The following is a 25,029-nucleotide window of genomic DNA, read 5'->3' on the forward strand; positions in this document are numbered from 1 at the left end:
GTTTATTTTTCTGTAAAGCGCTATTAGTACTTTTCTACTTGCCGAAAATCTAGTTCAACAGGGGTAGAGCGTCCAAATATAGACACGGAAACTTTTAATCTATTTTTTTCATAATCGACGGTTTCTACAATACCGTTAAAATCTGAGAATGGACCATCTTTAACGCGTACATTTTCTCCTGGTTCAAACATTTTTTTAGGTCTAGGTTTATCTCCAATTTTTTTTAGTTTTTGTATAATAAAATTTATTTCACGATCGCTAATAGGAGTTGGTTTTTCGGATGAATTACCTATAAAACCTAAGACTTTAGGCAAGCTTCTAATTAAATGCCAGCTATTATTATTCATAATCATATGAATTAAAATATATCCTGGAAAAAATTTATAATCACTTTTTTTACGTTTACCTTTTCTTATTTCAATGACTTCTTCAGAAGGAACAATCACTTGTCCAAATATATCGTTCATTTTTTTTATTTTTTCATTATTTTGTATGGATTGAGCGACCTGATTTTCAAAACCTGAAAAAGCTTGAATAACATACCATTTTTTTTTATCTACACACAATTTTTATAGCCTCGATATAAGTATTTGAGATATTATATGCAGTATAATTCCGTCTAATATCCATAAAAATATAGTTGTTAATATTATTAAAAATAATACGATGCCAGTGGTTTTTGTTGTTTCTATGTAATTTGGCCAAATAATATTAGATAATTCTGATTTAATACTTTTTATATAGGATAGAGTGTTTTTGCCTATATTAGTTCGAAAAAATATATTTAATAATATTGTCCCAAATAAACAAAAAAATATGATTTTTTTGAGAATAGAAAGTTCTTTAATAAAAAAAAAATGAATTAATGTTATTGATAAACATATTGTAATTATGCAAAACCATTTTATTTGTTTTATATGATTCATATATGTAGTATATATATGCATAATTTTCGGTTCTCTGATAAAAGAAAAATTTTTAAAAGCTACTGATAAAGTTTGTTATTTTCTTTACTCTAAATTAGTTACGATCACTGTATCCCTAGATAACAAGCAAAATAGTTAAATCTTTTTAACGATATATTTAATAATATTAATAGATATACATTAGATTGTTTGAAATAATCAAGGAAGAAAGTATTGTTTAGAGTTTTTTAATGCTTGTTAAATAAGTGAAGTTAAATTATTTTTTTTCTAAGCGAATATAATTTAAAATATCTTTTTTGCTGATACCTAGATTTGAACTAGGGACCTCATCCATACCAAGGATGTGCTCTACCGAACTAAGCTATATCAGCAGTATAATTAGAATGATTAATGATAGATGTCTATTAGACATTTTTATACATTAAGCGGTCAGCGGGAATTGAACCCGCATCATCAGCTTGGAAGGCTGAGGTAATGTCCTTTATACGATGCCCGCAGTTGGTGGGAGAAGGATTCGAACCTTCGAAGTCAATGACGGCAGATTTACAGTCTGCTCCCTTTAACCACTCGGGAACCCCACCTCTTTTTTGCCGGCTACCGGAATTGAACTGGTGACCTACTGATTACAAGTCAGTTGCTCTACCTGCTGAGCTAAGCCGGCTTTTGTTCTATTATAGAGCCAATAATCAAGATAATTAAAAAAAATTGAATTAACTTTTTTTTGATTATTATTTTAATAAAATATATAATAATATATTATATTATATATATTTATAATATTAAAAGTCAACAAATTATTTTTTAACAATTATTGATTTCTTTAGAATAACATATTTTTTATGAAAATAAAATTTTTTTTAATGTTGATTGTTCTATTACGACAAGAGCTTATTTTTTATATAAACTGGATGTTTTATATAAATTAATAAAATTTTATTTTAAGTACAAAAGACTAATATATTTGTAGAAAATGAATTAGCTGATGATTTTAATAATATTAGTTTAGTGCTATAGTTTTCAGTTTTTTAATCTTTTAATAAATGTTATACTAATGAAAAATAGTTTTTTTTAAATAAATTCGTTAGTTATCAATACTATTTATATGAAGGTATTTTTTGCTTTATTATTTTTTTGTATTGAATTTTTATAGTTTTTTATTCACAAGTGTTTATAAATTTGTTTAGTATTTGTTTTTCAGTTACTTATCTCAGCTATTGAGCTTGTTTTTCATTTTTCTAAAATATTTGTTTTTATATTTGTATGATAACTAATATTATATTGTATATAATTTGGTTTCAAATAAAGATAACGAAAATAAAATATTACTTTAATTGTATAGACGAGTCATTACTAAATAGTTACAACATTATATGTTTTTTGATTTATCGCTAGGCTATATTTGGTAACTATATTTAGGATATATATATGGTAACAATAATTAATAATGATCACGGAATATATAATACTGAATCATATAATTTAAAAAATAAAATAAAAATTTCTTTTGAAGTTTTCCCGCCAAAAGATATTTTTTTAGAAAAAAAGTTATTTAATTCAGTTCAGGTATTAAATTCTTGTTATCCTGAATTTTTTTCAGTGACCAATAGCACTCATCCTGAAAATCGCTATAAAACATTTTCTGTCATTAAAAAAATACGTTCTTTAATTAATTCTCCAGTATGTGCTCACTTGACTTCTATTGGATTTGATGAAGTCACAATAAAAGAGATTGCTGCAAAGTATTGGAAATGCGGAGTTAAGAAAATTATTGCGTTAAGAGGAGACTTACCAAATCAGTATTCTAATAATATTATATATGCAGTAGACTTAATTAAGTTGTTAAAATCTGTCAATAATTTTGAAATATTAGTTGCAGCATATCCTGAAATACATCCGGAATCACGTAGTTTACAAGAAGATTTAATAAATTTAAAAAATAAAATTCACGTAGGTGCGAAAAAAGCTATTACTCAATTTTTCTTCAGTATTGATAAATTTCTTAGTTTTCGAGATTCGTGTTTAAGCTTTGGAATAGAGATAGACTTAATACCAGGTATATTACCTATATTAAATATTGATCAGTTAAAAAAATTTGCTGCTATGACTCGAGTTTATATTCCTCGGTGGATTTTTGATGCGTTTGAGAAAAATAAAAATGATCTTGAGCAATGTCAGAACTTAAGTGTAGGAATTGCTATGAACTTAATTATTAGTTTATATCGCCAAGGCGTGACATGTTTTCATTTATATACATTAAATCAGTCATACTTAAGTTTACAAATTTGTCAAAGACTAGGTTTAGTTTAATTTTTAGGTTCTGTCGCTATAATGTAAAATTTTTATTATTTTTAATAATCGCGCATGCATTATTTATTGTTTTTACTAAATATATATGCGTTATATGTTGTTTCTATTTTTTATATTCTTATCATCAAGGTTTGTATAACATATAGAAAAATTTTGAAGCAATATATTTGATATGTCTTTACTATTGATGTATTTCCAAATAAGGCTTTAATAATGGAAAGTTTATTGATTATTAAAATAGGCGGTATTTTATTAAATAATAATGATGCCGTAAAACGTTTATTTAAAGAACTCAGTCGCCATAAACGATTAACTAGACAAAAGGTTATATTTGTTAATGGTGCCGCTTCTTTTGGCCATGAGCTTTTTAATCGAGTTAACGGCTTGGATGCAGATAAAAATTTTTTATCAGTGACCCAACTAAATACTAAAAAGATTTTATATTCCGTTTTACCTAATTTAGTAAATATTCGTTTATTAGCTTGGTCTAGGAAATATAATATTTTTGGACAGGGGTGCTTATTATCAGATTTTTTTAGCAAATTAATTGATTCTTGTTTCGATATAGATATTACTAGATCTTTTTTAAAAAAAAATGAATTACCAATATTAAAATACTCAGAATTGATTAAAGCGTTGCTAAAAAAACATATTACCCCGTTCATATGTTCTTTGGGTATAGACACTAAAGGTAATATTTTTCATATTGACTCTGATATTGTTGCAGCAATATTGGCTATTATATTTAATTGTCGTCTAATTTTTTTAACGGATGTGAGCGCTGTATTAAATAATAAAGGTCAATGTATTAAAACTATCTCTAGCAAACAAATCAATAATCTAATTTGTTCTGGGGTAGTTTCAAACGGCATGATTACTAAAGTACAGGCTGCGTCCGTAGTTTTAAGATTACTAAAAAAATCGGTTGAAATTGCTAGTTGGCATAATATAAATAATATAGCAGATTTATTTCAAGGCAAATCATCTGGCACGAGAGTTATAGAATAAAATAAAAAGGTATATAAAAAAATTTAATGAAAAGTAAAAATGTAAAGAACTCAGTTGTTTTAGCTTATTCCGGCGGTTTAGATACTTCAGCTATTATACCGTGGATTAAAGAGAATTATCAACTTAATGTAGTAGCTTTTGTAGCTGATATAGGTCAATCTCGCAAAGATCTGAAAAATATTAAAGAAAAAGCTATTTCTTCTGGAGCTTCTGATTGCTACATTGCTGACTTAAGGGATTCTTTTGTAAAAAATTACGTGTTTCCTATGCTAAAAGTAGGAGCTATATATGAAGGGCGTTATTTGTTAGGAACAGCTATTGCAAGGCCTTTAATAGCTAAGGCTCAGGTAGATTTTGCTCATACAATCCATGCTATCGGATTAAGCCATGGAGCGACAGGGAAAGGAAATGATCAAGTTCGTTTTGAATGCGCATATTCTGCTTTAGATCCTTCTTTGCTGGTTATTGCTCCCTGGAGGGAATGGAGGTTTCGGTCTAGAGAAGATCTATTGGAGTATCTAAAGAAGAAAAATATTGTTACCAGTGTTACTAAAGAAAAAATTTATAGTCGAGATGAAAATATATTTCATGTTTCAACAGAAGGAGGGGTTTTAGAAGATACCTGGCGCGCCCCCGAAAATCATTGTTGGGTATGGACAAACAGCCCTCATGAAGCTCCTAATGAGTCAGAAAAAATACACTTATATATTGAAAAAGGTTGTGTTATAGAAATTAATCATAAACCGGTTAGTCCCTATACATGCCTGAAGCAGTTAAATAAAATAGGTAGAAGGCACGCTATTGGACGCATTGATATTGTAGAAAACCGTTTAGTAGGTATGAAATCAAGAGGTTGCTATGAAACTCCAGGAGGGACAATTATATACCAGGCTTTAAGGGCGTTAGAGCAGTTAATACTTGATCGAGAAAGCATGTATTGGAAAAATAAAATTGCATTAGATATGTCGTCTGTAATATATGATGGTAAATGGTTTACTCCTGTACGTAAGTCTCTTCAAGCGGCCTCTGATGTATTATCTGCTGATATTTCAGGAGAAGTGGTTGTAGAGGTATATAAAGGGTCAGTAAATATTTTACAAAAAAGATCGCCAAATGCATTATATTCAGAAGAATACGCGACCTTTAGTAAAGACAATGTATATAGTCAAACAGATGCTCATGGTTTTATTCGTTTATTTTCTTTATCGTCACGTATTCGCGCATTAAAAAGCAAAAAATAACAACATATACAAGAAGTATTTATTCGTGATTTTTTGAGGTAATCATATGTCTCTTTGGGGTGGAAGATTTACTAAAGCATCTAATGTACAATTTAAAAAATTTAATAATTCGTTAAGTATAGATTATCGGTTGTTGAAAGATGATATTAAATCCTCAATCGCATGGTCAAAAATATTAGTGACTTCTAATATATTAACTCATCAGGAGCAAGAGTTAATAGAAAAAACGCTGCGCTGGATTCTAAAAAAATATATTAATGATTTCAGTCAAATAATATCTTCAGAAGAAGAGGATATTCATAGTTGGATAGAAACGGTTTTGATTAAACAATTAGGTGATGTAGGAAAAAAATTATATACCGGAAGAAGCCGTAATGATCAAATTGCGACTGATTTAAAGTTATGGTGTAAAAGAAAATCTATCAAAATTCATAAAAAAATTGTTGATCTTCAGAGTAATTTTTTAAATATCGCTTATTTGTATAAAGACGCCGTTATTCCAGGGTATACTCATTTACAAAAAGCTCAGCCCATTACATTCTCATATTGGTGTTTAGCTTATATTGAAATGCTGGAAAGAGATCGATTACGTATATTAGAAGCACAAAAACGTTTAAATAGCTCCCCTTTGGGATCAGGGGCGATTGCAGGTACGTCTTGGGATGTTGACAGACAAAAATTAGCATCAATGATGGGATTTGCAAAACCTACCGAAAATGCATTAGACAGCGTATCTGATCGGGATTTTATTATTGACCTCTTGTATGCAGCATCAGCTAGTATGATGCATTTGTCTAGATTTTCTGAAGATTTAATTTTTTATAATTCCGGAGAGGCAAATTTTATCGAATTATCAGACTCGATCACTTCCGGGTCTTCATTAATGCCTCAAAAGAAAAATCCAGATATTTTAGAGTTGATTCGCGGGAAATGCAGCGGTGTATATGGTACATTATTTGCTATGTTAACTTTATTAAAAGGTTTACCTTTATCTTATAATAAAGATTTTCAAGAAGATAAAAAACATTTATTTCACGGGGTCGATAATTGGATTGCGTGTCTAGAGATGAGTAGTATAGTATTAAGTAATATGAAACTAAATAAGTTACGCAGCAGGCAATTAGCTCAAGAAGGCTACAGTAACGCTACTGAACTAGCGGATTACTTGGTAACTAAAGGGATATCATTTAGGGATTCTCATCATATTGTAGGCAGAGTTGTAATGGAAGCGATTAGTCGCAATAAATATATAGAGCAATTAGATTTGTCTGATTTACAAAAATATTGTTCTCTTATTAATCAGGATGTATATCAGTGTCTAACATTGGACTCTTGTCTAGAAAAGAGAAACGTTATTGGAGGAGTTTCTTGTTTACAGGTTAATAAGGCGTTAAATACCGTAAAAAATCGTTTACGTGATTTATATTCATAAAAATATATTGGGTATAATTATATTGCGTGGTAATAGTATTTTATCAATCACGCGATATTTTTTATATCGCGTGATATTTTAAATTTAAATACATGTCTAGCACAGAAGATGTTTTTTATGAAAAATACAATCTATTTATTTATACGAGAGCTGTAAAAATCTAGTATTATTTATCATTTAATGTTCTGAAAAGTTACATAGATAAAAATTTTTAATTTTTTTATATAATGAATGTTTTATTAATGCCCTCAATAGTAGAGTTATTTTTCTTTTTTGTGCATTACGGTTAATTAGTAGATTAAATTTTTATTTAAAAAATAAATATTTTTTATATGTATGATACGATTCAGGTTGAAAATATTTTTTTATTAAAAAAATTTGTTAAATATATGTCATGCCTATTTAAATATTTAGTTCTTGAAAGAAAATTTAATTTTTGGTATAGGTTGTACGATGGATATTAATACGTTTTAGTGTGGTGCTTATTTGTAAAGCATTCGTTGGTAACGATTTTAGGGATTTATTATTTTTTTTATTAGTTATTATTCATCAGCTTTAGCTATTACTTCTTGTTACGAGTTGTCTAAGAATCCTTTTAATATCTCTGAACGACTCGGGTGACGTAGTTTTCGTAATGCTTTAGCTTCAATTTGACGTATTCTTTCACGAGTCACATCAAATTGTTTTCCGACTTCCTCTAAAGTATGATCAGTATTCATATCAATTCCAAACCTCATCCGTAGTACTTTTGCCTCTCTTTCTGTTAAACTAGCGAGCACATTATTGGTTATGGCTTTTAGGCTCTCTGAAGTAGCTGATTCTAATGGCAATTCTAAGTTTGTGTCTTCGATAAAATCGCCCAGATGCGCGTCATTATCTTCTCCAACCGGGGTTTCCATGGAAATTGGTTCTTTGGCAATTTTTAATACTTTTCTAATCTTTTCTTCCGGGATTAACATTTTTTCTGATAGTTCTTCTGGAGTAGGCTCTCTTCCTATTTCTTGCAGCATCTGTCTAGATATTCTATTTAGTTTATTAATCGTTTCAATCATATGAACAGGAATTCGTATGGTCCGAGCTTGATCAGCTATTGATCTAGTAATGGCTTGACGTATCCACCAGGTAGCATAAGTAGAGAACTTATATCCTCGTCGATACTCGAACTTATCAACAGCTTTCATTAACCCAATATTACCTTCTTGGATTAAGTCTAAAAACTGTAATCCGCGGTTAGTATATTTTTTTGCGATTGATATCACCAACCTTAAATTAGCTTCTACCATTTCTTTTTTTGCACGCTTAGCTCTTTCTTCTCCTAAAGAAATGCGTCGATTGATAGCTTTGATTTGCTGGATTGTTAATCCTGTTTTTTTTTCAAGAGCTCGTAAATTTTTCATACCGTTTGATATATTTTTTTTTGATTTATCTATTTTTTCAGACCAAAGTTTTTTTTTTTTAATCACTAAAAAAAATTGTTTTTGATTTATTTCGTTGCCTTGAAAGATCTTTAAAAAAATTTTTTTAGGTACTTTACATGTCTCTACACATAAGCTCATGACGCGTCGTTCTTGTAGCCTTACTTTGTGGATGATTTTTCTCATATTTGATACTAGATACTTAAATTGTTTCGGAGCTAGTCGAAATTGTTTGAATATTTCTGATAATTCATGGATGGCTTGTATGGATTTAATATGATCTCTTTTTTTAGTACGTAGAGTGTGATGTGTAATATAATATTGTTTTTTTAATGCTTCAAATTTCCTTTTAGCTAACTCGGGGTCAATGGAATGATAATCGTCTACGGATGTTTCTGTTTGATTTAAGTTTAATGGGTTTTCTGTGTTGCTGTCATCGGATATATTGAGAAATATTTCTTCTTCTAAATGAGGTAATTTTTTTTCTAGATCGGAATCTATAAAACCAATAATTAATTCTGATAATCTTATTTCTCCTAATTGAACGCGATCATATTGCTCTATTAGATACAAGATTGTCTCAGGGTATTCGGACACTGAGCTTTGTACCAGGCTAATGCCTGCCTCAATTCTTTTAGCTATTTTTATTTCCCCCTCTCGAGTTAGCAGCTCTACTGATCCCATCTCCCGCATATACATTCTTACTGGATCCGTGGTTCTACCTAATTCAGTTTCTACGTGAGATAAAACCTGACTCGCCGCTTCTACTGTATCTTCCTCTGTGTCTGCAGGGACTTCATTGATAATTAGTTCTTCTACCTCTCTTGCTTCTTCTACAACTTGAATACCTAAACTTTTTATCATTTGTATGATTTTTTTAATTTGATCAGAACCAACAAATTTTCCAGGTAAGTGATCGTGTACTTCCGAGTATGTTAAATACCCCTTTTCTTTTCCGTGAGAGACAAGTAATTTTAACTGCGATTTGTTTTTTTTTTTCATAAAACGATATCCGTTGATATTTAATTAATTTGCTTTTTAAAAAAAAATACTATATTTTAAAATTATAGTATGTTTAAAGAGAATTATATAAATATTTTTTTAAATCAAGTTGCTGTTTATTTTATTAGACAAGCATTTACCTGGATGAAGAAGTCGTATGTGCTTTTAGACTTGCAGGGATTAAATATTTTTATGTTTCATTAATTTTTTATTAATATTCCATAATTTTTTTTTTTCTACTAGTAGTAATCCGTTTTTTTTTTCTAAATCTATTAGTGCTTGATATTGATTTTCTAAATGTTGTATTTTTAGATTATTTACCAGCTCCTTAAATATGTGATTTACTTCACATTGCGAAATCATATGATCCCAGGTACTCAAATAGTTAAATATTTTTTCCCATCTAGTATGTCTATAAAACTCAATCAAATGTCCTGTTTTTAAAATTTTTTTTTGAATAATTAACTGTATTAATTCAAGAAAAATTGTTTTTCCTATAACGTTAAGTTTTTTTATTTTATCAATATCTTTAATTTTTTGAGCTAATTCCGGGTTTTGTATTATTAAACTCACTAATAGTCTCATAGTAGTAATTTTAATTGGTTTGCTTTTATTAAGGCTCGGTGTATTTGGAGTTATAGAAAGAAGTTCATGTAATTGATATTTGTCAGAGATACCAATTTTTTTGCCGAGCATATTTCTTAAATAAATTTGTATTATTTTGTTAGGAATTTTTTTTATTAAAGGAACAGCAAGATTACTAAGTTTAATGCAACCCTGAATAGTATTTAAGTTTATTTTATCAGAAATCATAGCGAATAAAAACGAATATAATGATTCAGCTGATTTAATTCTTTTTTTAAATTTATCTCGACCTTCTTTAACTAATAAGCTACTTGGATCTTCATTTTTGGGCAGCAAGATAAAGTGGATCGTTTGATAGTCATATAAAAAGGATAGAGATAAATTTAGTGCAATCCAGTTTGCTTTTTTTCCAGCGTCATCACCATCAAAACAAAATATGATTTGTTGACTGGTTTGAAATAATTGTTTTATTTGGTTTTTAGTTACCGTGCTTCCTAATACTGCAACTGAATTATTTATATTAAACTGGGCTAATGTAATGACGTCTAAATATCCCTCGACTACCAGTATTTGTTTGGGCTTAGGGTTTTTACAATATAGTTCATATATGCCATACAGGTTATTTTTTTTATGAAAAGTAATTGTTTCGGATGAATTTATATATTTAGGATATATTTGTTTGTTAAAAGCCCTGCCTCCAAATCCTAAGGTTTTTCCATACTTGTCTCTAATGGGAAAAATAATTCTTTCTTTGAATAGATCGTACGGTGTTTTATGTGTGCGCGTAACGCTCACGCCGCAATCTATTATGACTGATTGATTTTTGCTTTTTTTTTGAATATAATTTGTAATTTGGTAGTGATCTGACGTCGCAAACCCTAAAGAAAACTTTTTCATTATTTTTTTTTTAATACCGCGTTGTCTGAGGTATTGATATGCTGCGTTTGGTTTAACAAATAAGTTTTTTTTATAAATTTTTTTTATTTCATTCAAAATAAGATAAATATTTTTTTTATAAATATATTTTTTTTCTAATTCGCGGTCATTATTATTTTTTAGTACTTTTATTCCATGTAATTCTGCTAGTGTAGTAATGCTTTTTATAAAGTTTAATTTTTCGTATTTCATCAAGAAGTCTATGGAATTTCCATGTATTTGGCATCCAAAGCAATAAAAAAATTGTTTTTCTGAGCTTACTATAAACGAAGGTGTTTTTTCTTGATGAAACGGGCATAATGCTTTATGGTTATTACCGGTTTTGTGTAAGGTAATATAACTGCTAATTAGTTCAACTATATCGGTTCTCTCTATTAGCTCATGAATAAAGTTTTGAGGAATTTTTTTATACATTTTTTTTAATTATCATATATTTTTAATCTGTTGACCGCTATTATTATGAAAAATATACGGTCTCAGTATTTTAGAATATAGGAACTGTTATTTATTAGTACATGCGTATGCGTTTTGATGTTTCGCGCGCTAGTTTTTTTGATAATCTCTTTATCGCAGAAGCTTTGGCTCTTTTTCGTTCTGTAGTAGGTTTTTCATAAAATTCTCTTCTTCTTATTTCTGATAGTATACCAGCTTTTTCACAGGATCGCTTGAATCGTCTTAACGCTACATCGAAGGGTTCGTTGTCTCTAATTTTAATTATCGGCATAGTGTTTTCCATGAGAAGTATATTTTTTTAAATTATTGTTTTATATGTTAAGATAACCATATAAATGTTAGTATATAGTGTATATAGGTTATTTTTATCTTTTTTATGAGTATAAAAGTTTTTATTTTTATAATTATATCATATTTAGATCAGATAAATTATGAGTTCAATGGTCGCTATTAAATAAATTTTTATTATACTAATCTTATTTGCGGAATAGTTATGCGTATATTGGGTATAGAAACATCTTGCGACGATACTTCAGTAGCTATTTATGACGAACAACGTGGATTGGTTTTTCATTCAACCTTACATCAAAATCACGTTCACGCCAAGTTTAAGGGAATAGTCCCTGAATTAGCGGCTCGATCTCATTTAAATCAATTATTATTTTTGATTAAAAAAATTTTTCTTAAATATCCCTTGAAACAAAATACTAATGTTAACAACAATGGTTTTCATGCCATCGCATACACTATTGGGCCGGGTCTTGCTAGTTCATTGTTAGTAGGAGCGACAATAGCTGGATCAATATCTTTAGCGCTGAATATTCCGTGTATTTTTATCAATCACCTGGAAGGACACTTATTATCTGTAATGCTATCTTCTTTAGAAGATCCTTTTCCTTGTTTGGTTTTATTGGTTTCGGGAGCGAATACGCAATTAATTTGTGCGCAGAGTTTGGGTCAATATATAATTTTAGGAAATACCCGTGATGATTCTGCAGGCAATGTATTTGATTACACGGCAAAATTACTAGATTTAGGGTTTCCTGGTGGAAAAAAGTTATCAGATTTAGCTCAAAATGGTCAATCTAGAAAATATATTTTTCCCCGCCCGATGACTAAATATGCTAGTTTAAATTTCAGTTTTTCTGGATTAAAAACGCATGTAAGGAAAATAATTTTAAATAGTTCAAAATCTTTACAGGAAAAATCAAATATAGCGAGGTCTCTTGAAGAAGCAATAGTCGAGACATTAATTGTCAAATGTGAATTAGCTATTCAGAAAACCAACTTAAAAAATTTTTTAGTTTGCGGAGGAGTAAGTGCTAATCACTTGTTGAGAAAAAGAATAAAAAATTTAATTCAATCTTATGGGGGGAAGTGTTTTTTTCCTAAAAAAAAATTTTGTACTGATAATGCGGCAATGATTGCCTATACAGGCTTTTTAAAGTATAAATCAGGGGTTTTTTGTCGTCACCCTACTATTGTCGTGAATCCTAATTTGTTGATTAATGAAACAATAATTTAATTTTTTATTTTTTTTAGCGCAGATTGGATTATATATACAGATATTATATAGTATAATTAAAAAAACAAGATTTGCTTCTTGATGAAAAACTATTAATTCCTTATGCTCATATTCATGATCTTTTGTGATGAGGTTTCTGTTACATACACGAATATTTCTTTTATTTTTTATTTAAAATGGATGCGGTTTTGAAAATTTACTTGGTAGGGGGTTATATACGAGATCGTTTATTAGGTTTTCCAGCAAATGATCGCGACTGGGTTGTTGTTGGTTCTACCCCTAAAAAAATGTTACAACAAAAATATCAGCAGGTAGGTCGAGATTTTCCTGTTTTTATACATCCGGTTACGCATGAAGAATATGCTTTAGCTAGAACAGAAAAAAAAAGCGGAGTAGGATATTCGGGTTTTTTATTTAATTTTTCTCCTAAGATTACTTTAAAGGAAGATTTAATTAGGCGGGATTTAACTATAAATGCTATTGCCCAAGATGAAAATGGTAAAATTATTGATTTATTTAATGGTCAACAAGATTTAAAAAACAGAGTCTTACGACATATTTCGGATTCTTTTAAAGAAGATCCGTTAAGAGTCTTAAGGGTTGCTCGGTTTGCGGCTGCTTTATCGAATCTAGGTTTTTATATTGCTCATAAAACATTATGCTTGATGAAAAAGATATGCAATAGTGGAGAGTTATTATATTTAACTCCTGAAAGGGTGTGGAGGGAAACTTGTAAAGGTTTAAGTGTTTCTCGTCCTCATGTATATTTCCAGGTATTACATCGCTGTAATGCTTTAATATATTTATTCCCAGAAATAAATTTTTTTATAAATAACTGTTATATATTTAATTATAATGCCCGACGCCTTTCTATTATAAAATACAGCTTTATGGAGTTGTCTAGAATTTCCAAGTTTACTAGCAATATACATATAAGGTTATCTTATTTTTTACAGTTTTTTAGCCATATTTATTATATTTCAATATTTAAGATACAGAATACTTTTTTTGATGATAAACCGGTTTGTTTTTTACGAAGTTTATTAAAAAGATTAAGGGCTCCATTAGAAACACAGAGATTATCATTTGCTCTATGTGGCTTTCATAATTTTTTACAAACTATTGAACATCAAAGCTCGGAGTTAATAATTAATTTTTTTAATATTATTGATGTTTGGCGAAATCCAAAGAGAGTAGATCAATTAAAGTATTTAAATTTTTATTCAATCGGAGTTTATAAAAAAATCAAGAATCATATTTTATTAGGTCGATTATTGCAGTCTATGTTTTTTATTGTAAAGGATGTATCTATTCATTCATTTAAAGTCAAAAATGCTTTTCAGGGTATCAAAATAAGAAACGAGTTATATCGTTTGAGAGTGAAACTTTTAAAGCAATGGAGAAAAAGGTAAAACATATACTCTTTGATAGTTTATAGGGTTAATATATAGAAAAATTTTTCATAATTATTATGTTTTATTGTTTTTATTACTGTTTAATGGTAAGGTTTTTTAAAAATAATTCTCTTTTTTAGAAGCCAATAAGCTTATTATTTTTTTTATTGCTTTTATCTGTATATAAATAGCGTTTCTTAAAAATTCATCTTATATTTACATTAAATATTATGAACAAAAGTTCATTACAAAATATATGTAAATATTTTTTTTATATAATTCAATATTAAGAGTTTGTATATTTTCTTGCAATATATTTTTATAAAAGAATATTATCAGAGTATAAGATGTTAGGTAGTTTTTTAAAAGGTATTTTCAAAGAACTGAAGCAAGGTATTGATGAGAAAAAGTAACAAAGAGCTTATTAAGAGAATTAATAATAATTTTATAACGACTGAAGTGTTTTTTAATACAGTTTAAGTTATCGGTGCGAAAAACGCATGATATTTTTCTAAATATTTTTTATTTGATATTTTTTCTAAACAGTTTCATTTTATGTACAAGTAATGCACTCTATTTTTTGGATAATTAAAAATAAAATAATTATTTATTGTTTTTTAAATTATTTTTTATAGGTTTTTGATGAAATCAATTTATGATAAAATTATAAAATTACGATCGCAGATACGGTACCACAATTATATGTATTATACACTCGATTCTCCGATTATTTCAGATCTGATGTATGATAAGATATATCATCGATTAGTTCAATTGGAACAGAAATATAAAGAAATTAATTCTTTAAATTTGCCACAATCATTAGAAACAGAAATTGGTAGCAAAAAATTATATATTTTTTCTGAACATAAACATAGAAAGCCTATGCTTTCTTTAGAAAGTTCAAATAAAATTCCCCATTTAATACTTTTTGATAAACGAATAAAAAAACGATTGAATAACATTCAGAATATTGAATATTATTGTGATTTCAAGTTTGATGGATTGGCCGTTAATTTATTTTATGAACAGGGCCATTTAGTATCTGCAGCTACCAGAGGCGATGGGTATGTGGGAGAAGATATTACAAAAAATATTTTTGCAATTCCTTCCATACCCAGAAAAATTGTCGGAAGTAATATTCCTAAGAGACTAGAGGTACGTGGAGAAGTATTTATGAGAAAATCTGATTTTGGTTTCTTAAACCAGTCTCGTGTATTAAGTGGTCAAAAAGTTTTTTCGAATCCCCGCAATGCCGCTGCAGGCTCTTTGCGACAACTCAATCCAGAAGTTACTAAAAAAAGAAAATTGATGTTTTTTACATATGGGTATGGATTATTTCGTACCGATATACAACTTGACAGTCATTACGATAGGTTAACTAAATTACAACAATGGGGTTTTCCAATACACAAGCAATATATACGGTGTAATCAAATTAAGGATATTTTAAATTTTTATCATCGCGCATGCATTAATAGGTCAAAATTAGATTTTGAAATTGATGGCATTGTCGTCAAAGTCGATTCGATTTTATTGCAGGAATATTTAGGCTGTGTAGAAAAATATCCCCGATGGGCTATAGCTTTAAAATTTACAGCTATGGATGTAGAAACAAAAATTATTAACATTTCTTTTCAGATTGGCAGAACAGGTGTTATTACCCCGATAGCTCATTTTTTACCTATTAGAATTTCTGGTGTAAAGGTTCGTAAAGCTTCTTTGCATAACATGGGTATGATAGAAAAACTAGATATATATATTAACGATTACGTGAATGTATACCGCGCAGGAGACGTTATTCCTAAGATTAGAAATATTTTAGTTCATAAGAGAAATTCGTCAGCTCAAAAAATTAATTTTCCGTCCAGGTGTCTATCTTGCAGAACCCCTCTAGTACGCCTTAATGACCCCGTATCTTATTTTTGTCCGTCCAGCTTCTCATGCCCCGAACAGAATTTCAGGCGATTAATTTATTTTGCTTCTAAACGCGGAATTAATATTACTGGTTTAGGTAAAAAAAATATTATTAAATTAATTAATCATGGTTGTTTATCTACTCCAGTAGATTTTTTTACTTTAACTATAAACACGTTAACGCTAATACCAGGAATAGGTTCTAAATTATCAAAAAAAATTATTCATAATATTTCTTGCTCTAAAAACGTATCATTAGATAAATTTATTTGTTCGTTGGGTATTTTAAATGTAGGCGCATCTATTTCGAAGCGTCTAGCAAATCATTATCAGTTAGTTGAAAGTTTTTTGAAAACTAATTATCACGATTTATCTATAATTAGCGGAGTTGGCCCAAATATTGCGAATTCAATAATAAATTTTATAGAAAACAAAAATAACAAAAATATTATTTTTCAATTAATTGGGATATTAAAGATTTTTTATATACCTAGATGAGGTAAAAGAATATGCTGAATGAAGTATGCTGACATAGTTTTTATAGTTTTTGGGTCGTGCAGGATTTGAACCTGCGACCAATTGATTAAAAGTCAACTGCTCTACCGGCTGAGCTAACGACCCGATGGAATATATATTTCTGGTAGGTGATGACGGATTTGAACCGCCGACCCTCTCCGTGTAAAGGAGACGCTCTGCCACCTGAGCTAATCACCCTTTTAATCTCATGTTATATTATATGATTAGACGGACTATCCGTCAATACATATTTAATACATAATCGCTCCTTCAGTTAAAAATATATAAATATTCGATTATGAGGGTTTTTACAGTTTTAATAATATTAATTTTTTTAAACCGAGAGCGTGCATATGAAAGTTAAAACAAGATTTTCTCCTAGTCCGACAGGTTTTTTACATATAGGCGGTGTACGAACCGCTTTATATTCATGGTTATTTGCTCGTCAAAATAGCGGGTCATTTATTTTACGTATTGAAGATACAGATGATAAACGAGTCAATAAAGATTCTGTTCATGATATTTTATCCGGATTAAAAAATTTAGAATTATTATGGGATGAGGGGCCTTTTTATCAGAGCCACCGATTAAAAATATATCAAGATATGATTAAATATTTATTAAGAAAAGGTAAAGCATATAAATGTTATTGTTCTCCAGAGCGTCTAGAGTTATTGAGAAATCGTCAAATATTAAAAAAAGAAAAACCTAAATATGACCAAAAATGTCGTAATTGTCATTTTTCTTTTAAAAAATCTAATGTGCCGTACGTGATCCGTTTTAAAAATCCTAACACAGGTTTTGTAGAGTTTATTGATCAAGTGAGAGGAAGTGTATGTGTTCAAAATAAAGAATTAGATGATTTAATTCTTCAGCGATCTAATGGAATGCCCACTTATAATTTCTGTGTAATTGTCGATGACTGGCAAATGAATATCACTCATGTTATCCGAGGAGAGGATCATATTAATAATACCTCTAGACAGATTAATTTACTAAGAGCATTGGATGCCCCAATTCCTATTTATGCGCATGCATCAATGATTTTAGATGCTCGGGGGAAAAAATTATCTAAACGAAATCATGTAATGAGCGTTACAAAATATTTTCAAGAAGGGTTTATTCCAGAGGCAATATTAAATTATATTTTACGGCTAGGCTGGTCTTATAAGGATAAAGAAATTTTTTCTATTGCAGAAATGATAGAATTATTTGATTTAAAATCTATTAATAGGGCTCCTAGCGTTATTAATGAAAAAAAATTATTGTGGTTAAATCATCATTATTTAAAAATCTTACCAATTGAGAAGGTAAACTCTTATTTTGATTTATACTTGATGCGTAAGAATATTATTTTAGACAAGACAATAGATACGAAGAGTTTATTAAAAAATTTTTTGTTTCATCATAACACTTTTGAGGAATTTTTACGATTAAATTATTATTTTTATACAGATATATATCCAGATGATGTCAAAGATATTCAGTTATATGTTAGTGTAATGAACATAAAGATTTTAACTTACTTGTATAAGCAATTTTTTTTATTAAAAATATGGGACACAAACAATATTTCATTAGCAATAAAACAATCTGCATTAAAGTTTAATTTATTATTTAAAGACATGGCAATTTTGCTGAGAATTAGTATAACTGGACAAAAAAATACCCCTAACATTTCTTCTATAGTTTTTTATATAGGAAAGCGCCTAGTCTTATCTCGTATTAATAATTGTATTAGGTATATGAAGCATAAGCTTTCAGTTTAAATATATACATCATTATCAATAATAATGATGTATATTTAATCTTGTTAATGCAAATCAATGTATTGTTAATCTGCGATTAGTTATATGAAATTTTTATAAAATATTTTTAAATGTATTTTTGAGGTATGCGATGAAACAATTTTTTTATTTACTATTTGGTAATATTAAAGAAAACATTATATATTTATATTCATAATTTCTTGAAATATTTGAACTATTTTTTCTTGTACTTGTTGCAGCATTACGAATTGGTGGGTTTGGTTTATTTTTTTTGTTGATGGATTTTGTTTAACATTAAGGTGATTATCTTTTTTTATTTTAGTTGGAATTATTGGTGTTTCTTGTAATGTTTTGTTCAGTATTTTAAAAAAATTATTATTTTTCTGTTGATTGTTTCTTTGAACAGAATGCATCCATTTTATTGGTGAGCCGTGTGTACTATTTATTTTCATAGTTTTATTCCTTTTATCGGAAGATAAATTACATAATATATATTTTATATTATTATATAAATATAGTATATATTAAGACATACTTATATATTTCTAGGCACTACTATGTTTCTATTTTCATAGAGCTTTGTTATTCATTAATTGAATATCGCATTACAATTTTTAGGATAAAATTATGGATTTTTTTAAAATATTAATTATGAAAATTAAGTGCGCGCGGAATTTTTTTATATCTGTTGTATCGCATCGATTAAAATACGTTCTTTTAATCACCTTTATTCTCCTCTCTTCTATCTTTTCTCTTATGTCATGGTCTAGAAAAGTTGATTATGTAGTTTTATATGATTATTTATCGGATGCAGATAGTGCATGGGTAATTTCAAAATTAAAAGATATGCATATTTCTTATAAGTTTCATAACTCTACTCGGACTTTATTAGTTCCAAGAGAAAAATTTGATGAATTGCGACTTTCTTTGATTAGTAATAATAATATTTTGGAAAAAAATAATGGTTTTGATTTATTGGATAAAGAAAAATGGGGTTTGAGTCCATTTCGAGAGCATATTAATTATTATAGAGGACTGGAAGGAGAGCTGTCAAAGACACTAGAGCGTATTTTTCCTGTTCAGCGCGCGCGGATACATTTAGTATGCAAGAAAGATACTGATTTTTTTCACAATACTGATGCTTCTTCTGCTTCTATTGTTGTAACTTTATTTCCTAACACGCAATTACAGCAAGAACAAGTAGATGCTATTATTTTATTGATATCTAGTAGCGTACCGCATTTATCAGCTGAGAATATTGTTTTAGTTGATCAATTTGGACATATTTTAAATAAATTAGATTTAAATCAGATTCAATTTTTTAAAAATCACCCGCATAAACAAATTTATGCTTTAGAAGAGTATTATATTAATCGAATTAATAAAATTTTAGCTCCAGTTTATGGAATAAAAAATTTTATCGTCAATGTTTCTGCAGCTGTGCATTCGCATCACATAAATACTAAAAATGCTAATATAGAAAATTCCGATGCAAAAGTTTTTTTAGAGCATTTAAGCAAGCATAAACTACAATCTTTTTTGTTTCATAATAGTTTTATTAAGTTTTTTGATTTAGTAAAAAAATCTTTTTTACATTTTTTAACGCGTTTTTTTGGCATCGATCTAATTGAAAATAAGATAGTAAAGTATTTCAGTGCTAAGGATAATAGCGCATATAGCAAACAAATAATGTCTGTAAAGTATTCTCATTTACTAAATTTTAGTTCTTTTGTTGGAGAAGATAAAAAAACCTTGAAAGAAGCTGAATTAGCACATACGGATGATATTATTTTTTCTTCAGGTTTTAAAAGAGCTGATATTAAGAATTTAACTGTTACAATATTAATTAATTATAAACGAGATAATTTAGGTAAATTGATCCCTTTATCTACTCAAGAGTTGTTAACTATAAAAAAATTAGTCGCGTCTGTTATCGGTTTTTCGAAAGCAAGAGGTGATTGTATCAATGTGACTAATTATATGTTTTCTAGTGTAGTTAGTGCTCCTCATTCTTTCATGTTCCAAAAAAATGACAATCGCTGTATATATTACATACTAGGATTTTTTTTGTTTTTTGGAATGAGTATATTATTTTTTCTTGTGCGATATCAGTATGATTTTAGTTTTTTTAAGACAAATAATATGTCGCGCAGCACGAATAAATTGCATATTGATAAATATGATTTTTTAAATAAAAAGAATTTTTTTATAAAACAAAATATGTTAAACAAAAGTCCGGATATTATTGAAAAAGTTATACGTTATTGGATAAGAAAAAAATGATGGATTTAAATGGTGTACAAAAAAGCGCTTTATTGTTAATATCTATGGATTTAAAAGAAACTATTTCTGTATTAAAAAATTTTACTGATTTAGAAATAAAATTACTCTTAGATACTATTATTGCGTTTGATAATGATATTTTTAAATATTCTGATATTATTGTACATGAGTTTTACGATACTTTGAGAAAAAACAAAATTTTTAATTTTGATGCTAATACGCGTATATTAAAAATTTTAGCAAAAACTATAGGTGAAGATAAATCGCATAGATTATTAAAAGATAGTTTACTTCAGCGTTCCTTTTTATATAATATTTCTATGCTCGAGTTATTAAGCGCAAAAGATATTTTTGTGTTACTTCAGCAAGAAAATTTATATATTGTTTCTGCTGTATTAACATATATAAAAGATAATTTATCTATACAGATTTTAGCTTTATTTCACAAAAATCTAAGAGACGATATTTTACAAGCTTTAGGTAATTTTTCTGGTTTAAATTATTCTGGTTTTTTTGAATTAAATAAAATAATTTCTGGTTTTCTCTACCAACATGATTTTATTTCTGTAGAAGAAAAAAGAATTAATAAAATTTCAAAAATATTGTTTACTTTTGAGAGTAACAACATTATACAGCTTGTCAGAAAAATAAAGACATCATGTCCGTTTCTTGTCAAGAAAGTAATCAGTCGATATTTTCAATTACAACATATTGCGTGCATGAGTAATGATGATGTAAAATTTATTATAAACAATGTAGACATATGTCAAATATATATATTATTAAAACACATGCATAAAGAAGTAAAAAATAAATTTATTTCAAATATGTCTCCAGCAGAATACAAAGGTTTTCAAAAATATTTTTTAAAAGATCGAAAAATTACTTTTGCAAAAATATACTTACAAAAAAATTTGTTACTTACAAAAATTAAAAATTTTATAAGAAATGGTAAAATATTTAGAGATAAATAGAGGATATTCTAGGCATGAAAAAAAATATAGATCTTGATATTTGGAAAAAATGGCAACCCAATCTGTTTAGTAAGAGATTTCGCGTTTTTGATTCCGATAATACAAAAGGGTCCCAGAAATTATTTCCTGCTTTTACTGCAGAAAAAAAAAAAAATAATGAAACGAATACGTATTCTCAAATATATAAAAAAGGATACGATCGGGGATTAAAAAAAGGATATCAACAAGGTTATCAAATTGGCTGGTTACAATGTTTTTCTTGGTCGGAAAACCCTTCTTTAGAGAAACACATAAGCCTTATTTATCTTCAGTACGCTAGTGTACTAAAAAAATTTAAATCTGCTATATATGACTTTAGTAGCATTTTTTCACAACATTTAATGCGAGTTGTACTAAATATATCGAAAATTTTAATAGATGATCTTTTTTTGATTAATAAAAGTTATTTAATTAAAAAAATCGAGCACCTTGTTCGACAGTCACGATACGCGTTTCAAAAGTTACAGTTACACGTTCACCCCAAGAATTATCATATAATCAATAAAAATTTTGGAACATTAATGGGTTCGTATGGATGGACAATTATTTTAGATAAAAATATTGACGTTAATAGTTATCGCGTTATTACGGAAGAAGGAGAGGTAGATTCTACGCTTCAATCTTTTTGGAAGAATGTACATAATATAGCCAATTTATCGGATTAAGATATATGAACTTGTTGTTAAAAATATGGTTTGATAAAATTAATCAATTTGAGAAAAATATGCCTTTAATTTCTTGTGATCAATATATTGGTCGAGTTTTGGGAATAAATAATTCTGTTATTGAGGCGACTGGGATATATTATCCGATAGGCAGTTTCTGTCTAGTCGAGCAGATATATAAAAAAAATTTATCTTTTATTGCCTGCAAAGTGATTAGTTTTAAAAAAAAGTCAGTATTTTTAGTTCCCATTCAAAATCTAGATGGTATTTTTCCAGGAGCTAGGGTTTTTTCTCAATATTATGTGAATCATAATACAGCTGTTTACGACTCATTGCCGTTTAGTGCTGCTTTATTAGGCCGAGTTCTGGACGGTTTTGGTCGTCCATTAGATGATTTAGGAAAAATTTATGCAAAGAAAAAGACTTTTAATTTTTTTACAAAACCTATCAATCCATTAAAAAGGAAGCCTATTACAGAAATTTTAGATACTGGAGTTCGAGCTATTAATAGTTTATTAACTGTTGGCAAAGGTCAAAGAATGGGTATCTTCTCCTCTCCCGGAATCGGTAAAAGCACGCTTCTAGGCATGATGTCTCGGCATACTGATGCAGATGTTATTGTTGTTTCTTTAGTTGGAGAAAGGGGCAGAGAGGTAAAAGATTTTCTTAATAATGTTTTGGGCGAGAAAAGCTTAAAGAGATCAGTAGTTATTGTTTCTCCCGCGGATGCTTCATCTATGTTTAAAATCCAATCAGTGCAGTACGCAACTGCAATAGCAGAATATTTCTGCAAAAGAAATAATCATGTATTATTAATAGTTGATTCATTGACGCGATATGCTATGGCGTATAGAGAATTATCTAATTCTATGAGCGAAATTCCTGTATTAAAAGGATACCCGGCTTCTATTTTTTCCAATATCCCGTATCTAATTGAGCGAACTGGCAATATAGTTTCCGGAAAAGGCTCGATTACTTCTTTTTATACAATTCTTACTGAAGGAGATGAATATAATGACCCCATATTAGATATAGCAAAATCTGTATTGGACGGGCATATTGTTTTATCAAGCACTTTATCGGAATCAGGCCACTATCCAGCTATTAATATTGAAAAATCAATTAGTAGATCAATGCACTCTATAGTGCATAATGTTCCTTATACTAACGCAATATATATTAAAAAATTAATTTCATGTTATTATAATAATTATGATTTGATTAATTTAGGCGTTTATTCTTCCGGTAATAACCTGTTATTAGACGATGCGATTAAAATATGGCCTAAAATAGAAAAATTTTTACAACAAAAATTTTTAGATCGCTGTACATATTGTCATTCTATTTTAGAGCTAGAGAAATTAATAAAAGAAATTTAATTTTTATTGGAGAATAATATGAAATTTAATATGTCTAAAATTGCTATATTTAAAAAAAAATAGAAATAAATATTCAAGAAAATGCTAATAAAATTTTAATGTATAAGAAACAACAAGAGATAATCAAAGAACATTTGTTGCAATTGCAAAAATACCAAGAGCAGTATAATTTTTTTTTATATCAACGATATTCCTCTGGTTCTGAGCAATATTTCATTCAACTATATATAAATTTCTTATTAATGCTTCAAAGATTAATCATGAAGCAAAAGTTTTGGATAAATGATTATCAACGTAAAATTCAAAGAAAGCTATTAATATATCGTCAGTTATATCGAAATTTACAAAAGTGGAAGATTTTAGAATCACGTTATTTGAAACGTATTGAACAGACACGTAGATTAACAGAGCAACGCGAAGATAATATTGCATGTTTGAATATTTATAACTTCTACAAAATTTAATAAATTTTATAACCAATATATTTTTTTTATTTTTTGTGTTAGCGATAATACGAAATGCGAACATCATATGTTCATAGAAAAATATATTTCAACTTATATGTATATGAAACGAAAGAAATTAATGAATTCATCTCATGAGTTAAAAGATTCGCTTAAATTATCTCGGAAAAAAATTTTTAATCGCATAAATTTTATTAACTTTTTCTTAAAAAAAAAACAATCTTTTTTTCAAGATTTATTTAATGATTTTTGTTTATCTTTTAAAAAAAAATTTGAAAGTTATTTTTCTAGTTATATTTCTATAAAACTTTTACAGGTTTGTGTAGATTATTATTATAAGAATAATTGTTGTGAACGCTTGCAATATAGAGGTAAACGTTTTTTTTTCAATGACGACATAACTCCAGGCTTATTGCTTATTAAAAATGATTTCTTTTTTATGTTTGTCCAACGACTATTTGGAAATCATGCAGATAATTTGTATAATCGAGATTCTAGCAAACACTTGACATTAAACGAAATGAATATTTTAGAGCTTTTGTTTGAAAACATTTTTTTTATCCTGAACAAAACAACTAAAAATGTTTTTGGAATATTTCAGTTTAATCGAGAAAAATGTATAGAGCTGAATTACTTGGTATGTCAGCAATTTTTTCATTTTTCTTATGCTTGTTTTATTTTTCAAATACATTCACAAAATAAAGAGCATTTTTTAAAAATTTATATACCCTATAAGAGAGTGATGGATTGTTATAAAAATTTTAGTGAATAAGATTTTTTAAAAAAATTTTTGATAGAT

Annotated in this window: 20 protein-coding genes and 6 tRNA genes; 14 read left to right on the forward strand and 12 right to left on the reverse strand. The window is 28.2% G+C overall.

The annotated features are described in order from the left end of the window. Positions 1–23 precede the first annotated feature (23 nt). The 6 genes from nusG to CINFORN2912_RS00145 form a co-directional block, all read right to left on the reverse strand. Entirely contained in the window at positions 24–566 is a 543-nt protein-coding gene (gene nusG / locus CINFORN2912_RS00120; RefSeq protein WP_075433650.1) for a transcription termination/antitermination protein NusG, read from the reverse strand. Positions 567–569: 3 nt separating this feature from the next. Continuing rightward, on the reverse strand, positions 570–947 hold the full coding sequence (gene secE / locus CINFORN2912_RS02145) for a preprotein translocase subunit SecE (protein ID WP_075433651.1): 378 nt from the start codon (positions 945–947) through the stop codon (positions 570–572). 276 nt (positions 948–1,223) lie between these two features. Continuing rightward, positions 1,224–1,297: transfer RNA gene (locus tag CINFORN2912_RS00130), tRNA-Thr, on the reverse strand. Positions 1,298–1,350: 53 nt separating this feature from the next. Further along, positions 1,351–1,422: transfer RNA gene (locus tag CINFORN2912_RS00135), tRNA-Gly, on the reverse strand. A 3-nt stretch (positions 1,423–1,425) separates the two neighbouring features. Further along, a tRNA-Tyr gene (locus tag CINFORN2912_RS00140) sits at positions 1,426–1,507 on the reverse strand. 7 nt (positions 1,508–1,514) lie between these two features. After that, positions 1,515–1,587: transfer RNA gene (locus CINFORN2912_RS00145), tRNA-Thr, on the reverse strand. A gap of 764 nt (positions 1,588–2,351) precedes the next feature. Between CINFORN2912_RS00145 and CINFORN2912_RS00150 the strand changes: the two genes are divergently transcribed. From CINFORN2912_RS00150 to argH, 4 genes are all read left to right on the forward strand, one after another. After that, entirely contained in the window at positions 2,352–3,233 is an 882-nt protein-coding gene (locus CINFORN2912_RS00150) for a methylenetetrahydrofolate reductase (RefSeq protein ID WP_075433652.1), read from the forward strand. A gap of 213 nt (positions 3,234–3,446) precedes the next feature. Continuing rightward, positions 3,447–4,241 carry a hypothetical protein gene (locus tag CINFORN2912_RS00155; RefSeq protein ID WP_075433653.1) on the forward strand — a complete coding sequence of 265 codons (795 nt, stop codon included), beginning with the start codon at positions 3,447–3,449 and terminating at the stop codon, positions 4,239–4,241. Positions 4,242–4,267: 26 nt separating this feature from the next. Then, the gene (locus tag CINFORN2912_RS00160) at positions 4,268–5,482 is read left to right on the forward strand and encodes an argininosuccinate synthase (protein WP_075433654.1); all 1,215 of its coding nucleotides are present in this window, start codon (positions 4,268–4,270) and stop codon (positions 5,480–5,482) included. Between the two features lie 46 nt (positions 5,483–5,528). After that, complete coding sequence (gene argH, locus CINFORN2912_RS00165) at positions 5,529–6,914, forward strand: argininosuccinate lyase (RefSeq protein ID WP_075433655.1); 1,386 nt, start codon at positions 5,529–5,531, stop codon at positions 6,912–6,914. A 572-nt stretch (positions 6,915–7,486) separates the two neighbouring features. Here argH and rpoD read toward each other — a convergent pair. From rpoD to rpsU, 3 genes are all read right to left on the reverse strand, one after another. Beyond that, positions 7,487–9,331 carry an RNA polymerase sigma factor RpoD gene (gene rpoD, locus CINFORN2912_RS00170; RefSeq protein ID WP_075433656.1) on the reverse strand — a complete coding sequence of 615 codons (1,845 nt, stop codon included), beginning with the start codon at positions 9,329–9,331 and terminating at the stop codon, positions 7,487–7,489. A 180-nt stretch (positions 9,332–9,511) separates the two neighbouring features. Continuing rightward, positions 9,512–11,266 (reverse strand): DNA primase, encoded by a 1,755-nt coding sequence (gene dnaG / locus CINFORN2912_RS00175; protein ID WP_075433657.1) that lies wholly within the window; start codon positions 11,264–11,266, stop codon positions 9,512–9,514. Positions 11,267–11,360: 94 nt separating this feature from the next. Beyond that, positions 11,361–11,576, reverse strand: a complete 216-nt coding sequence (gene rpsU / locus CINFORN2912_RS00180) for a 30S ribosomal protein S21 (RefSeq protein WP_075433658.1) — start codon at positions 11,574–11,576, stop codon at positions 11,361–11,363. Positions 11,577–11,798: 222 nt separating this feature from the next. Here rpsU and tsaD point away from each other — a divergent pair, with 222 nt between their 5' ends. The 3 genes from tsaD (at position 11,799) to ligA (ending at position 16,639) form a co-directional block, all read left to right on the forward strand. Continuing rightward, positions 11,799–12,830: a tRNA (adenosine(37)-N6)-threonylcarbamoyltransferase complex transferase subunit TsaD gene (tsaD, locus tag CINFORN2912_RS00185; protein ID WP_075433659.1), complete on the forward strand. Its 1,032-nt coding sequence runs from the start codon at positions 11,799–11,801 to the stop codon at positions 12,828–12,830. A 188-nt stretch (positions 12,831–13,018) separates the two neighbouring features. Then, on the forward strand, positions 13,019–14,242 hold the full coding sequence (locus CINFORN2912_RS00190) for a CCA-adding protein (RefSeq protein ID WP_075434217.1): 1,224 nt from the start codon (positions 13,019–13,021) through the stop codon (positions 14,240–14,242). A gap of 624 nt (positions 14,243–14,866) precedes the next feature. After that, on the forward strand, positions 14,867–16,639 hold the full coding sequence (ligA, locus tag CINFORN2912_RS00195) for an NAD-dependent DNA ligase LigA (protein WP_075433660.1): 1,773 nt from the start codon (positions 14,867–14,869) through the stop codon (positions 16,637–16,639). A 50-nt stretch (positions 16,640–16,689) separates the two neighbouring features. On the opposite strand, the gene CINFORN2912_RS00200 is transcribed toward ligA, so the two are convergent. Then, positions 16,690–16,762, reverse strand: a tRNA-Lys gene (locus tag CINFORN2912_RS00200). Positions 16,763–16,779: 17 nt separating this feature from the next. Further along, positions 16,780–16,855: transfer RNA gene (locus CINFORN2912_RS00205), tRNA-Val, on the reverse strand. Positions 16,856–17,010: 155 nt separating this feature from the next. On the opposite strand from CINFORN2912_RS00205, the gene gltX reads away from it, so the two are divergent. After that, positions 17,011–18,426 carry a glutamate--tRNA ligase gene (gltX, locus tag CINFORN2912_RS00210; RefSeq protein WP_075433661.1) on the forward strand — a complete coding sequence of 472 codons (1,416 nt, stop codon included), beginning with the start codon at positions 17,011–17,013 and terminating at the stop codon, positions 18,424–18,426. A gap of 176 nt (positions 18,427–18,602) precedes the next feature. On the opposite strand, the gene CINFORN2912_RS00215 is transcribed toward gltX, so the two are convergent. Beyond that, on the reverse strand, positions 18,603–18,878 hold the full coding sequence (locus CINFORN2912_RS00215; RefSeq protein WP_075433662.1) for a hypothetical protein: 276 nt from the start codon (positions 18,876–18,878) through the stop codon (positions 18,603–18,605). A gap of 175 nt (positions 18,879–19,053) precedes the next feature. Between CINFORN2912_RS00215 and fliF the strand changes: the two genes are divergently transcribed. From fliF to CINFORN2912_RS00245, 6 genes are all read left to right on the forward strand, one after another. Continuing rightward, the gene (gene fliF, locus CINFORN2912_RS00220) at positions 19,054–20,709 is read left to right on the forward strand and encodes a flagellar basal-body MS-ring/collar protein FliF (RefSeq protein WP_075433663.1); all 1,656 of its coding nucleotides are present in this window, start codon (positions 19,054–19,056) and stop codon (positions 20,707–20,709) included. Then, positions 20,706–21,683 (forward strand): FliG C-terminal domain-containing protein, encoded by a 978-nt coding sequence (locus tag CINFORN2912_RS00225; protein WP_082253664.1) that lies wholly within the window; start codon positions 20,706–20,708, stop codon positions 21,681–21,683. Before fliF ends, CINFORN2912_RS00225 begins: the two co-directional genes overlap by 4 nt. Before the next feature lie 14 nt (positions 21,684–21,697). Continuing rightward, positions 21,698–22,387 carry a FliH/SctL family protein gene (locus tag CINFORN2912_RS00230; RefSeq protein WP_075433665.1) on the forward strand — a complete coding sequence of 230 codons (690 nt, stop codon included), beginning with the start codon at positions 21,698–21,700 and terminating at the stop codon, positions 22,385–22,387. Between the two features lie 5 nt (positions 22,388–22,392). Further along, positions 22,393–23,766 carry a FliI/YscN family ATPase gene (locus CINFORN2912_RS00235; RefSeq protein ID WP_075433666.1) on the forward strand — a complete coding sequence of 458 codons (1,374 nt, stop codon included), beginning with the start codon at positions 22,393–22,395 and terminating at the stop codon, positions 23,764–23,766. Between the two features lie 98 nt (positions 23,767–23,864). Beyond that, on the forward strand, positions 23,865–24,230 hold the full coding sequence (locus tag CINFORN2912_RS00240; protein ID WP_075433667.1) for a hypothetical protein: 366 nt from the start codon (positions 23,865–23,867) through the stop codon (positions 24,228–24,230). A 67-nt stretch (positions 24,231–24,297) separates the two neighbouring features. Next, positions 24,298–25,002, forward strand: coding sequence for a hypothetical protein (locus tag CINFORN2912_RS00245; RefSeq protein ID WP_154101257.1), 705 nt, complete (start codon positions 24,298–24,300; stop codon positions 25,000–25,002). The last annotated feature ends 27 nt before the right edge of the window (positions 25,003–25,029 follow it).

This window comes from Buchnera aphidicola, assembly GCF_900128725.1.
Classification (GTDB): domain Bacteria; phylum Pseudomonadota; class Gammaproteobacteria; order Enterobacterales; family Enterobacteriaceae; genus Buchnera_F; species Buchnera_F aphidicola_K.

Bases quoted from the DNA above. Each gene is read 5' to 3' on its own strand.
- secE (WP_075433651.1), bottom strand. From the start codon at position 947: ATGCATATATATACTACATATATGAATCATATAAAACAAATAAAATGG.
- CINFORN2912_RS00150 (WP_075433652.1), top strand. From the start codon at position 2,352: ATGGTAACAATAATTAATAATGATCACGGAATATATAATACTGAATCA.
- CINFORN2912_RS00155 (WP_075433653.1), top strand. From the start codon at position 3,447: ATGGAAAGTTTATTGATTATTAAAATAGGCGGTATTTTATTAAATAAT.
- CINFORN2912_RS00160 (WP_075433654.1), top strand. From the start codon at position 4,268: ATGAAAAGTAAAAATGTAAAGAACTCAGTTGTTTTAGCTTATTCCGGC.
- argH (WP_075433655.1), top strand. From the start codon at position 5,529: ATGTCTCTTTGGGGTGGAAGATTTACTAAAGCATCTAATGTACAATTT.
- rpoD (WP_075433656.1), bottom strand. From the start codon at position 9,331: ATGAAAAAAAAAAACAAATCGCAGTTAAAATTACTTGTCTCTCACGGA.
- dnaG (WP_075433657.1), bottom strand. From the start codon at position 11,266: ATGTATAAAAAAATTCCTCAAAACTTTATTCATGAGCTAATAGAGAGA.
- rpsU (WP_075433658.1), bottom strand. From the start codon at position 11,576: ATGCCGATAATTAAAATTAGAGACAACGAACCCTTCGATGTAGCGTTA.
- tsaD (WP_075433659.1), top strand. From the start codon at position 11,799: ATGCGTATATTGGGTATAGAAACATCTTGCGACGATACTTCAGTAGCT.
- ligA (WP_075433660.1), top strand. From the start codon at position 14,867: ATGAAATCAATTTATGATAAAATTATAAAATTACGATCGCAGATACGG.
- gltX (WP_075433661.1), top strand. From the start codon at position 17,011: ATGAAAGTTAAAACAAGATTTTCTCCTAGTCCGACAGGTTTTTTACAT.
- CINFORN2912_RS00215 (WP_075433662.1), bottom strand. From the start codon at position 18,878: ATGAAAATAAATAGTACACACGGCTCACCAATAAAATGGATGCATTCT.
- fliF (WP_075433663.1), top strand. From the start codon at position 19,054: ATGGATTTTTTTAAAATATTAATTATGAAAATTAAGTGCGCGCGGAAT.
- CINFORN2912_RS00225 (WP_082253664.1), top strand. From the start codon at position 20,706: ATGATGGATTTAAATGGTGTACAAAAAAGCGCTTTATTGTTAATATCT.
- CINFORN2912_RS00230 (WP_075433665.1), top strand. From the start codon at position 21,698: ATGAAAAAAAATATAGATCTTGATATTTGGAAAAAATGGCAACCCAAT.
- CINFORN2912_RS00235 (WP_075433666.1), top strand. From the start codon at position 22,393: ATGAACTTGTTGTTAAAAATATGGTTTGATAAAATTAATCAATTTGAG.
- CINFORN2912_RS00240 (WP_075433667.1), top strand. From the start codon at position 23,865: ATGTATAAGAAACAACAAGAGATAATCAAAGAACATTTGTTGCAATTG.
- CINFORN2912_RS00245 (WP_154101257.1), top strand. From the start codon at position 24,298: ATGTTCATAGAAAAATATATTTCAACTTATATGTATATGAAACGAAAG.